The following is a 13,840-nucleotide window of genomic DNA, read 5'->3' as shown; positions in this document are numbered from 1 at the left end:
GCGTTTTTCTGAAGCATGTGAAGGACAAAGTCGGACATCATTTCTCCCATATTGAAACAATTTATAACGTTCGCACACAGCCGCATCACACGGCGGAAATACGCAAAACCTAACGCGATGACCTCAAGAGAGACATAACTTTACGTAAAGATGTCCACCAATGACATGATGTAGTTTCGAGTGCGCACCAAGTTAAATTTTTATCCAGCACGCTATACGAGGGCCGCTTCGCTGCAGTCGAATATGCAGAACTGGGCACTGGCACAACCTCCGCTGGATGCTCAAGCATCCCACAGGAACGGGCCTCTTCTCGAATGGCTACGGCAAAATCGTACCAGGACGCCACGCCGGCATCGGTCCAATGATGAATACCTGTTGGCTTCCGTTCAATAGCTGCCCAGATTCCTCCCGCCAGACTGTCTGCCCCGGTCGGCGTCCCGATCTGGTCATCCACAACCTGCACTTCGTCCCGCTCATGCATGAGTCGGAGCATGGTATGGACGAAATTATTTCCATCCGCCCCGTACAGCCAAGCCGTGCGCACGATGAGTGCCTTTTCTCCTAACACCTCCTGCACACGCTGTTCTCCCGCCAGTTTGCTCTCTCCGTATACATTGATGGGGTTGGGCGCATCGTCCGTCTTGTAAGGACTGGACTTTTCTCCGTCGAACACAAAATCGGTTGACACTTGCACCATGCGTGTCCCGACGGACGCAGCGGCCTGGGCCAGATATGCTGCACCATCTGCATTCACGCGAAAAGCCTGCTCGGCCTCGGTCTCAGCTCGATCGACGTGTGTATACGCCGCGGCATTGATCAGCCACGTGGGCTGGATTTCATCCACCGCCTCAAAAACTGCCTCCCGATCCGTAATATCCAATGCTTCTCGGTCCATAGAATACAGATCGACGGCCTCCGGCACGCGGGCTTCCAATGCCCGGCCCAGCTGCCCTGCAGCACCTGTAAGTAAAACAGTGATCGGCGAGTGCATGGGCTAAACCATTGACGTCTGAAATGCATCAATCTCTCTCAGGCGCGGCGCGGCAGCATCACGATCTGAGAGGACGGGATCGCTCACTGGCCACGTAATGTCAATCTCCGGATCATCCCACCGTACGATCCCTTCGGCCTCGGGGTGATAGGCATTCGTGCATTTATAGTGGAAGAGGGCATCCGCACTCGTTACGACGAAACCGTGCGCAAACCCTTCTGGCACGTAGAGCTGCCGGCCGTTGTTTGCCGACAGCGTCACGCCTTCCCATGAACCAAACGTATCCGAGTTGGCGCGGAGATCAACAGCCACGTCGAAAACCTCCCCGCGCAACACCGACACGAGCTTACCCTGCGGATAGGGATTCTGGAAGTGCAGACCACGAAGCACACCATGCTTCGAAAACGAAAGGTTGTCCTGCACGAAGTCCACGTCCAGTCCGTGCTCGGCATATGTCTGTCGGTTCCACGTTTCCATGAAATAGCCGCGGCCATCCCGATAGACGTCGGGCTCAATAAGTAGTACTCCTGATAGGCTCAGTTCGGTTACCGTCACAATTCCCCCTCGGCAATCAATTCACGCTGTACGAGGTCGAGCAGGTACTGCCCGTAGTTGTTGTTTTTCATCGAATGGCCGATCCGGGCAACATCATCTGTTGAAATCCACCCCTTGCGCCAGGCGATCTCTTCGGGGCAGCTAATTTTGAGGCCCTGCCGCTCCTCGATGGTCTGCACGAAGTTGGCCGCCTGCAAAAGCGACGCATGCGTACCCGTGTCCAGCCAAGCCATGCCACGCCCCATATGCTCCACATGGAGCTGCTCCCGCTCCAGGTACCGGCGGTTGACATCCGTGATTTCCAGCTCTCCACGTGCCGAAGGCTCCAGCGAAGCCGCAATGTCGAGCACCTGGTTGTCATAAAAATAGAGGCCCGTGACGGCATAGTTCGACGCAGGATGCTTCGGTTTTTCCTCAATCGAGAGGGCGCGCCCTTCCTCGTTGAAGTCGACCACGCCGTATCGCTCCGGATCCTTCACCCGGTAGGCGAAGACGGATGCTCCTTCATCACGCGCGGTAGCGGAGTGCAACATGACTTGCAATCCGCGTCCGTAAAAAATATTGTCCCCGAGAATCAGGCAAGAGGGGTCATTGCCGACAAACTCTCGCCCGATGATAAAGGCCTGCGCCAGCCCCTCGGGGCGTGGCTGCTCGGCATATTGCAAATTCATGCCCCACTGGTTCCCGTCTCCCAACAGCTGCTCAAAGTGCGGCAGGTCGTGCGGCGTCGAAATAATCAGGACATCTCGGATGCCTGCCAGCATCAGCGTCGAAAGCGGGTAGTAAATCATCGGCTTGTCATATACCGGCACCAGCTGCTTGCTGAGCGCCTGCGTGACCGGGTAGAGCCGCGTACCCGCACCGCCTGCGAGAATGATTCCTTTACGTGACGAAGGCATAGAAGATAGCTTTGAATTAAATGTTGATGCAGTCGACGAGACCCCTTACGCTTCCACCTCGATTTCCTCCCTCTCTTGTAAGACGAGCCGGCACCAGTCCTGGTGGGCGAGATACCACCGCACTGTCTTTCGCAGCCCCGTCGCAAAGCTTTCTTCGGGCCGCCACCCCACATCCTGATCGATCTTCGACGCGTCGATCGCATACCGGTAGTCATGCCCAGGACGGTCCTCGACGAACGCGATCAGGTCGGCGTGATCGGACACGGCCGGCGCCTCGACCAGCTCGTCCATGAGCTTGCAGATCGCCTCGACGACCTCGATGTTGCGCTTCTCGTTGTGCCCCCCGATGGCGTACGTCTCCCCCACCGCACCCTGCTCCACCACCGCCACGAGTGCCCGCACGTGGTCCGCCACGTAGAGCCAGTCGCGCACGTTCTCCCCCCGCCCGTAGATCGGAATCGGCTTGCCTTCCAAGGCATGCTGAATCACCACCGGAATCAGCTTTTCCGGGTACTGGTACGGGCCGTAGTTATTCGAACAGTTCGTAATCAAGACCGGCAGCCCGTAGGTCCGGTGCCAGGCGCGCACGAGATGGTCCGATGAGGCCTTCGAGGCCGAGTACGGTGAACTCGGGTCATAGGACGTCTCCTCCGAGAAGTAGCCCGTTTCGCCCAGCTCGCCGAAAACCTCATCGGTCGAGACGTGCAAGAAACGGAAGGCTGCCTGTTTCGAAGCCGGGAGCGCCTCCCAGTAGCTCCGGGCTGCCTCCAGGAGCGTATACGTGCCCACGACGTTCGTCTCGATGAAGGCAGTCGGGCCGTCGATCGAGCGGTCGACGTGCGACTCGGCGGCCAGGTGCATCACGGCGTCGGGGGCATGCTCGGCGAAGAGGCGCCGCATGGCCTGGGCGTCGGCGATGTCAGCCTGCACGAAGTGGTAGCGTGGGCTGTCGGCCACCGGGGCGACGGTGCTCGGGTGACCAGCATAGGTCAGCTTGTCGACATTGACGACTGTGTAGCCGGTCTCCCCGATCAAGTGCCGTACGAGCGCCGACCCGATAAACCCCGCTCCGCCAGTAACTACAATTGTTTTACTCATGAGTGTGGGTAGAGGTTTGTACTGCCATTGATTGACGGGCTTCCTTGATGTCGTGCTCCACCATCTCGCGGGTCATCGCTTCGAGCGAGGTCGCCGGCGCCCACTCTAGGTGCTGGCGGGCTTTTTCCGCATCGCCGAGCAGCAGATCCACCTCCGTCGGACGGTAGTAGCGCGGGTCCACCTCGATGAGGCAGTCGCCGGTCTCCGCGTTGTAGCCCTTCTCGTCTTCGCCCGTTCCGTCCCAGGCGAGCTCGATGCCCGCGGCTGCAAACGCCAGGGTGCAAAACTCCCGTACGGTGGTCGTCTGCCCCGTGGCCAACACAAAGTCGTCCGGGGTCTCTTGCTGCAGCATCCGCCACATGCCTTCCACGTAGTCGCGCGCGTGGCCCCAGTCGCGCTGTGCGTCCATGTTGCCCAAGTACAAGCGCTCCTGCAGCCCGAGCGTGATCCGCGCCGCCCCCCGCGTGATCTTGCGCGTCACGAAGGTCTCGCCGCGCCGCGGACTCTCGTGGTTGAAGAGAATCCCGTTGCAGGCGTAGATGCCGTACGCCTCGCGGTAGTTCACCGTGATCCAGTACGCATACAGCTTTGCCGCCGCATATGGACTCCGCGGATAAAACGGCGTTGTCTCGGACTGCGGCGTCTCCACCACTTTGCCGTACAGCTCGCTCGTGGAGGCCTGGTAGAACCGCGTCTTGTCCGTCAGATCCAAAATGCGAATGGCTTCCAACAGGCGCAACGTGCCCAGCGCATCCACGTCGGCGGTGTACTCCGGACTGTCGAAGCTGACCTGCACGTGGCTCTGCGCGGCGAGGTTGTAGATCTCGTCCGGCTGGGTCTCCTGCACGATGCGGATCAGGTTCGACGAATCGGTCATGTCGCCGTAGTGGAGAAAGAACCGCACGTCGTCTTCGTGCGGATCGGCGTACAGGTGATCGATGCGGTCGGTGTTAAACTGCGAGGCCCGCCGCTTAATGCCGTGCACCTCGTAGCCTTTCTCCAGGAGCAGCTCGGCCAGATAGGAGCCGTCCTGGCCCGTGACGCCGGTGATGAGCGCAACCGGTCGCTCCCCGCGCGCGCCGGGACGATCTGCAGGAATCTTGCTTGTAATCTCTTTATCGGATGGCATACGGTACGTCCTTGCTTGAAATCAGTCGTGCGACAGAAGCGAGAGGGGGGAATGCAGCTACTTGTTAACGTACCCGCTGTAGGCACCGGTGTCCAGCCAACCGGCGTGTTCGCACCGAATCTTGATACAATCATGCAACCAACCTACAATGTCGGCGCTTGCTGCGGGAACGCTGTGCCAGTACAGTGTAGGACTCGCCAATGATACAAGCAATCGTGGTTCAACTTGCGTGAGCGGATGAGCAGTTGATGGGGGCTCTGTTTTCAGATGGCCTCAAGAGAAGACGCGCAGCATCATGGCCACCGATTGGTCACCGGTGCTCCGTGGATTTTGTAAGCTGTTGGTAATTCGTTGCCAATCCCGATCTAAAAAGCAGCTCACAGCGCCCATTTCCGGTTCAAAGCTGTTTGGCTACCGACGTGACAAGTTGCTCTACGTCGTGAAGCATATCGGTTGCTGCTTCGATGTCGAACACGGAGAACGCGTTGTAGTCTGCTCGATTCCGCATGTCTTCCGCGACAGCGAGCGTGCGTCCGTGCTGGCGGTCGAGTTGATTCGTGCGTACGAAGTGGTAGTTAAAACGCGCCTTCACTCCCGAATGAGAAGATGGCGATTCTCCTTTTGTGAGCAGTAGGGCCCGTGCCGCATCGAATGCTGCGTAGTACGTTCGGTTCACAGCTGCCTCGGCCCGCGCGTGCTCCACCAGCAACCGTGCGTCGTTTAATGCACGGTGCGCCTTCTGCATAAGAGCCTGAATCTCGTCTTCGGGTGGTTTCAAAGCGTGATGCCCTCGGCTTTGATCTTTTCAACCAATGAATGCTCCGTGATAGCAAATTCCTTGGCGCTCAGATGCAGCATCGACAGGGCCACGCCGTGATGAATCGCCGCATCAACCACCACGTCGCTCGTGCGGCAGGATTCCGCGTAGGCATCTACCGGTCCGTCGAGCACAATCGCTAGATCAACATCGCTGCTCACCGTAGCCTCGCCACGGGCCTGCGAACCAAAGACGATCAGGTGGTGCAAGCGGTCGCCGTAGAGGTCCTGGAGCGCAGCCCGCGCATCGTGGACCGCGGCGTGGGCCGCCGGTGTGAGGGTCGAACGAGCGTGTGGGTTGGGCATGCTGTAACTGACTTATTTGAGAGATTGCGTCCTCGTTTGCGGAGTCACTTCGCTTGGGCAACAGGAACGAATCTTTTCTTCTGATGCCGTCTACGGGTGGAAATGATCCGGGATGGAGGGTAACAGCCATCCAACGTTTCTTGCCATCGGGCTTGCACACAACGACTAGCACGCGCAGAGCCCCTTGCCGTACTATCGTACTATCCGTCTTGAGGTGAAGATCAGATCTCTGAGCTCTTCGGTGTGCACGCGTTCTAATGTAGTGAATTTCTAGCAGCGTGTGCAACTTCGGACGTTCGGTGTCGATCCAGCCGGGAATTGGTTGTTCGGGTTCGATTGGGCTGTGCTCGAAAAAGCAACGTGAGCGCGAGGGGCCCTGACGTTCAGATTCCGTAACATCGCACCCGGCCCAGTCGCGGAGCCTCTGCCGTTGGCCCTCGTACACAGCGCTGGAACTGCTTTTGTCATACACCTTCCCGCACCATGGATCGTCCACGCCGCAGCACGCGCCCCGTACAGGTTGGCGACGTTCAGATTGGGGGCGACGCGCCCATCTCCGTCCAGTCCATGACGGTCTCCAAGACGCATGAGGTTGACACCTGCCTTGACGAGGTGCAGCGCCTGGCCGATGCCGGCGCCGACATTGTGCGTGTGGCTGTGCCCCGCCCCGAGGATGCCGACGCGCTGCCCGACATCGTTCAAGGCAGCACGGTGCCCATCGTGGCGGACATCCACTTTAACTACCAGTACGCCCTCAAGGCCATCGACGCGGGCGTCGCCAAGGTGCGCATCAATCCCGGCAACATTGGCAAGCCGGAATGGGAGCGCGAGGTGCTGCTCGCTGCGAAAGAGGCCGGCATCCCCATCCGCATCGGCGTCAACTCCGGCTCGCTCGAAAAGGACCTCATGGACAAGTACGGCTACCCGAAGCCCGAGGCCCTGTTCGAAAGCGCCATGCGCCACGTGGAGGTGTGCCGGCGCAACGACTTCGAGGACATCGTCATTTCGGTGAAGCACTCCGACGTGTTCTACATGATTCAGGCCTACCGCTTGGTGGCCGAACGCACCGACTACCCGCTGCACCTGGGCGTCACCGAGAGCGGTTCGCTGCAAACGGGCACCGTAAAGAGCAGCGTAGGCATTGGCACGCTGCTCGCGGACGGCATCGGCGATACGATCCGCGTGTCGCTGGCGACCGATCCGGTGGAGGAGGTGAAGGTGGGCCACCGCATCCTCAAGAGCCTCGGCATCGGACGGCCCGGCGTAAACATTATTGCGTGCCCCACCTGCGGCCGCCTGGTGGGCGATTTGTTCTCCATTGTGGAAGAGGTGGAAGAGGCCGTGATGGCGCAGAACTTCGATAAAAACCTGAACGTGGCCCTCATGGGCTGTGCCGTGAACGGTCCGGGCGAGGCGGCGGGCGCCGACCTGGGCGTGTCGCTAGGACGCGGGCGCGCGCACCTGTTCAAGCACGGCGAGGTGGTGCGCACGGTCCCCGAGGAAGAGATCGTGGACGCGGTGCTGCATGCCATTGAAACGTGGGACGACGACGCGGCCCCCGCGGGCGATGGCGCTGCCTCGTCATCTGAAGAGACGAGCGGCGAAGCGGCGGCTGTCAAATCACCGGAGCTGCCTACGGGATAGGCAGTGCGCGACAGATCGCACAGATCGAGGGGCTTTTCGGTTGCGCGAACCGAATCGAATGGCCCCCTGAACCACCAGCACTCCTCTTGATCAACGCTTGATGTCATTGCGAGGAGCCGGAGGCGACGGGGGGCCTTTAGGTCATCCCGGAAGGGGGGCCGAAGGTCATGCCTGTGGCGAGGCCGCAAGGTCATCCTGGAAGGGGGGCCGAAGGTCATGCCTGTGGCGCAATCTCCGCAGTCGGGCCTTTCTGTCCGTACCTGGAGATCGTACTACGCGCTCACGTTTCAGGCACCGCTTAGAAGGACAGCTTCGCTCCTACGTTGATGGCACGCGGGGTAAGGTGCTTGGGCACGCGCGTCCAGGTGTCCCGGCCGTCCACAAACCACGAGTAGCCCACCGTATTCGTCATGTCGAAGAGATTCAGGATCTCGAAGCTGAGGCTTAGGTGCATGGGGGCGCGGGCGTCGCTGAGGGCAATCCGCTTCACGGCGCCCACATCCACCCGACGGTACGCCGGCAGCCGCCCGTTCATGCGCGGCCCCGGCACCTGAATCACCTGCCCCGTCGATGGATCGCGCGGCCCCGGCACGGGCGGCGTGTAGGGCAATCCGCTGCCGTACAGCAAGCGCATGTGCAGCTTCCACGTCTTGTCGCCCGGCACGTAGTCCTGGATGAAGGCCGAAAAGGTATGCCGTTGATCCGACGGCCGCGGATTCAACCCCTGGTTAAACGCCGTTTGAAACGGGTCCTTAAAACGTTCCCGCGTCACCAAGAAGCTGTAGTTGAACCAGCTCTCCAGGCCCGGCACAAACTCGCCACGCAGCTGCAGATCGAGCCCATAGGCATAGCCGCGCGTGTCATTCTCGCCCGAATACTCCACGCGCACATCGTCGATGCGGTACGAGATAAGGTGGCGCAGCCGCTTGTAGTACGTTTCAGCGCGCAGGTACAGACGCTTGTCGGGCATGAAGTAGGTACCGCCCAGGACAAACTCCATCGCCCGCTGCGACCGGATATCGCGGTTCAGCGCCCCCAAGATTGACTCGCCGGGATCGGGCGCGCCGCGGAGCTCGCGATACGTGGGCTTTTGGTGGTAGATGCCCCACGCCCCAGTGAGCGTCAGTTGATCGGAGTGCGTGTAGCGCAGCGACAGGCGGGGCGACACGGTCCACGCATCATTAAACGAGAAGTAATCCGCCCGCAACCCGCCGGTGAGGGTCAGCTTGTCACGGTCGGGCAGTACGTCAATGGCATCCTGCACGTACAGGCCGCTCTGGTACTCGCTGAACGACGCGCGATCCTGCAGGCTGTCGATTACGATGCGCCGCTGCACGGTCCGTCCATTGTCGCGCACGCGGGCGGTTGCGATGGTCCGTTCGTTGATTCGATCGTTGAACGAGAGGCCGCGCAGGTGCCATCCGGCCTCCAGGACGTGGCGGTCGAGCGTGTACTGGTAGCGGCCCCGGCCGGTGAGCGTGTTCACCGAAACGGTGTTATGGGCGACGTTTGTGGTGAGTGAGCTGCCGATGCCCACATGGCCCGCACCGGAATCGGGGTCGCCGGTGGGATCCACCTGAAACAGATCGGCTTGGCCGGTGATGTTGAAGTCCTCCGTCTCCTTCGTCCCAAAGTACGCGAGCGCATGCTCCGTGGAGAAACGGTCCGTCCAGTCGTCCGACAACCGGATGCCGCCAAACTGGGTGGTGTAGCCGTCGCGGCGCGTGCCCTCGTAATCCACCCACAACGCCTGGAGGTTCGAGGGAATCTCCGGATCGAGACTCAAGATGCCGAAGTAGGTCTTGCGGTTGCCCGGCTCCAGCCGAAACGTATGATCGGCCCAAATGCCCAGCGCATCGATCTGATGGCCCGGTGCCAGCCGATACGTCAGCGCGCCCTGCACGTCCGTAAACTGCGGATCGTAATCGCCCTTCAACTCCTGCGTAGCAAAGAACTGCCCCGGCCGCGCATGGCGAACGCCCAGCGTCCACCCCAGATCGCCGTTGAGGGCCGACGACCGCGCATTTGCGCTCACGTCAAACAGCGACACCTCGGCCTGTCCCGTCAGCGGCTGATCCTCCGGCCGGTAGTATTGCACATCGAGCGCCGAGGACAGTTTGCCGCCGTAGCGCGCCGGGAAGCCGCCCGCGTAGAAGGTGACGCTTTGCGCGAGCGCCGGGTTGACGAGGCTGAGGCCTTCCTGCTCGCCCTGCCGCGGCCGAAACGGCATGAACACCTGAAAGCCATTGATGAACACCAGGTTTTCGTTGTATCCTCCGCCGCGCACCGAATATTGGTGGGACAACTCGTTGTTGGTTGCCACGCCAGGCACCACCTTCAGCGCCCGCAAGCCGTCGTTGAGGGGCGAGGGAATCCGCTCAATTTCTTCCGGATCGAGCGTGTATACGCCCGCTGCCTTCGGCGCTTCGTCGCTTTCCACCGTCAGCTCCTGCATTTCCACCGTGCGGGGCTGCAACGCGACGTTGTGCGCAACCGGCGTGGTTTGCTCGGTGACCGTCACCGAATCGTAGACGGTTTGGTACCCCACCGAAGAGAAGCGCAGGCGGTAGCTGCCGGTGGGCACGCGCAGGCGGTAGCGTCCGGCGCGGTTGGTGGCCGTGCCGTAGTTTGTGCCCTCCACGAGCACCGTGGCCCCGGGAAGCGGTGCTTGGTTGTTGCTGCTGCGAATCGTTCCTTCTATCGTGCCCCAGGTTTGAGCGGCTACAGGCATGGGGGCCATCCCCAAAAGGAGGATGAGCCAGGCAAAGCGTTGCATAGCGTACGGTCGTGCATTAGAAGCTATAGCACGCAGATCGTGCAGTACCATCAACCCATACAAAAAGAAGGACGTTTCAAGAAAGTAAACGATACGGCGGCACGACGGGCGAACCGGTAGTTGCGGCGCCGATGCGCACTACGGCGTCCAAAGATGAACGTTGCTGTCTTTGCTGCCCGAGAGGATATAGCGGCCGTCGGGCGAAAAGGCAATCGCGTTTACGCCGGCGGCGTCGCCGTCAAACACGTAGCTCAGCTGGCCGGTGTCTACATTCCACAGGCGCACCTTCATGTCGCTGCTGCCCGAGAGGGCAAACTGACCGTCGGGCGAGAAGGCCACCGCAATGACAAGCCCGGAGTGCCCCTTAAACGAGCGCAACAAGCGTCCGCTCTCCACATCCCAAAGGCGCGCCGCCATGTCGTCGCTGCCGGACAGGGCGTATTTGCCATCCGGCGAAAAGGCCACCGAAAAGACGTAGGTTGCCTCCCAGTCGCCCTGCTCAAAGGTGCGAATCATTGCGCCGGAGGACGCATCCCACAGCGAGAGCTTTCCGCTCTGGCCGCTTCCGGAGAGTACGTACCGACCATCGGCAGAAAACGTGAGCGAGAAGATGGCCTCCATGTGATCGTCAAAGGCCACCGCCTCCTTACCCGTCGCGGTTTCCCAGAGGCAGAGCGAGCCGTCGTTGCCGTTGCCCGAGAGCACATGCTTGCCATCGGGCGAGAAGGTGGTGGCGAGAACAGCTTCGGAGCCTTCGGCAAGCGTACGCACCAGGTCGCCCGACGCCACATCCCAGAGCTGAATGCCCCCGCTGGAGCTTTGCGAGACGAGTTGTTCGCCATCGGGCGAGAGCGCCATAGAGATGGGCTGGCTTTCGAGGTCGTTGAAGACTTGTACCTCGTTGCCCGTCACCACTTCCCACAATTTGATGTTGTCTTGGCCGCCGCCGGAAAGGGCGTACTGGCCATCCGGCGAAAACGTCACCGCGTTCACCCAGTCGGCGCTGCCCTCGAGCGAACGCACAATGCGCAGGCGCTGTCGCTGCGTTGCGGCATCGGGCTCGGCCGTGGAGGTCTGCGGGTCGTCGTCGGACGGCATGGTATCTGTGGCCACGTCGCCGTCTTGGGCTGCAGGCGCCTCGGGGGCTCCGTCGCCTTCGTTGCGGAATACCTGCGTCTTGCTGGGCTGCCCGTTGCCGTCGTCGCCCAGCTCAACCGGTCCTGTCGCAGGCCCGTCACCGCTCGATGCGGTGGGAATAGGCACTGCTTCGCCCGGATCTTCCGACTCGAGCGCCTCGGCGAGTTCTTCGCCCGTCTGATACCGCTCATCGGCATCCTTGAGCAAGCACTTCGCAATGACTTGCTCCATCCACTCCGGAATGTCGGGGTTGAGCTGCCGCGGCGGCGTATACGATTCATGCAGCACCTTGTACACCACACTCATGGGGTGGCCGCCGGTGTGGGGCAGGCGCCCCGTGACGGCTTCATACAGCACCACACCCAGGCTGTAGAGATCGCTGCGGGCGTCGACTTCGTTGCCCCGCGCCTGCTCCGGACTCATGTATTCTGGCGTGCCCAGAACGGTGCCTGTTTGCGTGAGGCGCGACTCGGACGAGGCATAGGCAATGCCAAAGTCCATCAGTACCGGACGGCCGGTGTCCGTGACCATCACGTTTGAGCTCTTCACGTCGCGGTGCACCGTGTCGTTGCGGTGCGCATACCCGAGGGCGCTCGCGATGGGCGCGATGAGTCCCACCGCTTCGCCTGGATCGACCGGCCCCGACTCCTGCACAATCTCGTGCAGGTCGCGGCCCGTCAGGTACTCCATCGCCATGTAGTGAACGCCCTTCGTTTCGCCCTCATCAAAGATCGTGACGATGTGTGGGTGGCTGAGCATCGCCGCCGACTTCGCCTCGCGGTGGAAGCGTTCCAGCAGCTTCTTGTCGTGCGTCATGCCCTGCGGAAGAACCTTGAGCGCCACGGCACGCCCCAGGTTGCGCTGCACGCCTTTGTAGACGATCGCCATGCCGCCCCGGCCCAGCTCGCGCTCAATCTCGTACTGCTCCGAAAGGGCCTCACTGACCATCGTCTCGGGGTTGGCAAACGACCCGGTCGTAGACGTGGTCGGCGGGTCTTCCAGCCATTCGCCACAGTGCTTACATTTTCGGGCCGCCGCCATGATTTCCTCATGGCAGTACGGACAGCGCTTTCGGGCTTCTTCAGACATGTTCAAGTAAGAAGATTAGTGCGAAGCTGCACCAGCGAGCGGGCACACTCGCTTGGATAGGGTGCGATGCACAAACGGTGAGGCCCTCAGAGGGGCGCGGATCCTTGGCCGCGACGCCCTGCTCCGTACCCCCACGCGTTGGAGGCCTCAGCCGGCGGCAAACAGCAGCGCGCGCATGCTGCGTACAAGAGCGGGCAAGTCTAATGCCAATACTGAACCCTTCAACGTATCGTTCCTGTGATTACGCCGACGCTTCGTTACGACGGCCCCTTCCAGCAGCATCGGCCTGCCGCGTCAGGAGAAACGGGCAGACCGATGCGCAGATGGTCATCACACCATGGAACGATGGATGCTCAAACTACTCGGTCTCGTACCGCATTACCAGCTCGCCCATCCGGATCATGTCGCCGTCTTTCAGCTCCACTTTCGTATCGGCCGGCACTTCGCTGCCGTTTACAACCGTGGGGTTGGTGGTGCTCTTGTTGCGGAAGTAGACGTCCTGGTCCTGCTGGATGATTTCGCCCTGAATCCGCGAAACGGTGCGGTAGGTGTCGCCCAGTTGGATGTGCGAGAAGGCCCGCTCGCCATCCACTTCGGAGCGGCCAATGGTTACCACATTGCCCTCGGGCGTGGGGTGTCCGGCGATCCGGAACTCCTTGCCCTGGTCGGGGCCCGCGGTAACTACCAGCTTGCCCGGAATGAATTTCATGGTTTTGGGCGGCGCCTTAAAGCGTAGCGTTTTGGGGCCACCGTCCTGGCTGCTCACCGAGCTGCTCGACTCCGACTTAATGCGGGCCGGCGCGCCACGCTGTGCGCCACCGCCTGACGAGGGCGCGCTCTGCTGGGGCGCTGCTTCTTGGGCCTGCTTCTTGCGCTTCTGCCGCTCCTCGATGGCCGTGAGCTCGGAGGAGGTGAAGGCAAAATACCCAATGCCCACGACGATGGTCGCGCCCACCAAGAACATAAGGAGCAGTGCCCACAGCGGGATGCCTTCGCCCTGCACCTCTTCGCCGCTACTTTGCTGCGCGGCCGTCGTGGCGGGTGTGGTGATGGGCGTTCGGCTCTGCTCCACAATCACGGGCACCCGGTTGATGGGGCTAATGGACACGAGGCCGCCCACGCGGTACTTGGTGCCCACGGCAGGCAGCGCATCGGTCGTCTTCACACGCACTTGCTCCCCAGACTGCCCCTGCAGCATGTAGTGCTTAGCATCGGTTGTTGCGCCGGTGTTCACGTGGCGCGAAACGGTCCCCTCCACTTCAACCGACGTGTCACTAAATTTTCCGGGGTTGCTTGCGATATCTGAAATGGTGGCTTGCCCAAAGGAAGGCGTTGCCAGAAGCAGCCCCCAGCACGCAATCCACAGCAGCGCCTTAACACGGTGTACGTCTTGGTTCATG

11 protein-coding genes are annotated in these 13,840 nt (G+C 61.1%); 1 reads left to right on the top strand and 10 read right to left on the bottom strand.

What is annotated here, in order from left to right; genetic code table 11:
- Positions 1-109: 109 nt before the first annotated feature.
- The 7 genes from rfbD to SALLO_RS16930 all read right to left on the bottom strand — a co-directional run bounded on the left by rfbD (position 110) and on the right by SALLO_RS16930 (position 5,794).
- Complete coding sequence (gene rfbD / locus SALLO_RS0111910; protein WP_022836533.1) at positions 110-991, bottom strand: dTDP-4-dehydrorhamnose reductase; 882 nt, start codon at positions 989-991, stop codon at positions 110-112.
- A gap of 3 nt (positions 992-994) precedes the next feature.
- The gene (gene rfbC / locus SALLO_RS0111905; protein ID WP_022836532.1) at positions 995-1,546 is read right to left on the bottom strand and encodes a dTDP-4-dehydrorhamnose 3,5-epimerase; all 552 of its coding nucleotides are present in this window, start codon (positions 1,544-1,546) and stop codon (positions 995-997) included.
- On the bottom strand, positions 1,543-2,445 hold the full coding sequence (gene rfbA, locus SALLO_RS0111900; protein WP_022836531.1) for a glucose-1-phosphate thymidylyltransferase RfbA: 903 nt from the start codon (positions 2,443-2,445) through the stop codon (positions 1,543-1,545). Before rfbA ends, rfbC begins: the two co-directional genes overlap by 4 nt.
- 45 nt (positions 2,446-2,490) lie before the next feature.
- A complete protein-coding gene (rfbB, locus tag SALLO_RS0111895; RefSeq protein ID WP_022836530.1) occupies positions 2,491-3,543 on the bottom strand; it encodes a dTDP-glucose 4,6-dehydratase in 1,053 nt (350 codons plus the stop codon).
- Positions 3,536-4,672, bottom strand: coding sequence for a GDP-mannose 4,6-dehydratase (gene gmd, locus SALLO_RS0111890; protein WP_022836529.1), 1,137 nt, complete (start codon positions 4,670-4,672; stop codon positions 3,536-3,538). The genes rfbB and gmd overlap by 8 nt, the downstream gene beginning before the upstream one ends.
- A 397-nt stretch (positions 4,673-5,069) precedes the next feature.
- On the bottom strand, positions 5,070-5,450 hold the full coding sequence (locus SALLO_RS17910; RefSeq protein WP_022836528.1) for a HEPN domain-containing protein: 381 nt from the start codon (positions 5,448-5,450) through the stop codon (positions 5,070-5,072).
- Positions 5,447-5,794, bottom strand: coding sequence for a nucleotidyltransferase domain-containing protein (locus SALLO_RS16930; RefSeq protein WP_022836527.1), 348 nt, complete (start codon positions 5,792-5,794; stop codon positions 5,447-5,449). Before SALLO_RS16930 ends, SALLO_RS17910 begins: the two co-directional genes overlap by 4 nt.
- 483 nt (positions 5,795-6,277) lie before the next feature.
- Here SALLO_RS16930 and ispG point away from each other — a divergent pair, with 483 nt between their 5' ends.
- Positions 6,278-7,438 (top strand): flavodoxin-dependent (E)-4-hydroxy-3-methylbut-2-enyl-diphosphate synthase, encoded by a 1,161-nt coding sequence (gene ispG / locus SALLO_RS0111875; protein WP_022836526.1) that lies wholly within the window; start codon positions 6,278-6,280, stop codon positions 7,436-7,438.
- A gap of 298 nt (positions 7,439-7,736) precedes the next feature.
- Here the strand turns inward: ispG and SALLO_RS0111870 are convergent, their stop codons facing one another.
- The 3 genes from SALLO_RS0111870 to SALLO_RS0111860 all read right to left on the bottom strand — a co-directional run bounded on the left by SALLO_RS0111870 (position 7,737) and on the right by SALLO_RS0111860 (position 13,839).
- Positions 7,737-10,214: a TonB-dependent receptor gene (locus SALLO_RS0111870; protein WP_022836525.1), complete on the bottom strand. Its 2,478-nt coding sequence runs from the start codon at positions 10,212-10,214 to the stop codon at positions 7,737-7,739.
- A 138-nt stretch (positions 10,215-10,352) separates the two neighbouring features.
- A complete protein-coding gene (locus tag SALLO_RS0111865) occupies positions 10,353-12,440 on the bottom strand; it encodes a WD40 repeat domain-containing serine/threonine protein kinase (protein ID WP_084696282.1) in 2,088 nt (695 codons plus the stop codon).
- Positions 12,441-12,798: 358 nt separating this feature from the next.
- Positions 12,799-13,839 carry an FHA domain-containing protein gene (locus SALLO_RS0111860; protein WP_022836523.1) on the bottom strand — a complete coding sequence of 347 codons (1,041 nt, stop codon included), beginning with the start codon at positions 13,837-13,839 and terminating at the stop codon, positions 12,799-12,801.
- Position 13,840 lies beyond the last annotated feature (1 nt).

The sequence above is a fragment of the Salisaeta longa DSM 21114 genome (genome assembly GCF_000419585.1).
GTDB lineage: Bacteria > Bacteroidota > Rhodothermia > Rhodothermales > Salinibacteraceae > Salisaeta > Salisaeta longa.
Note: the sequence above shows the minus strand (reverse complement) of the source record. Positions and strands in the feature narration are given on the sequence as shown.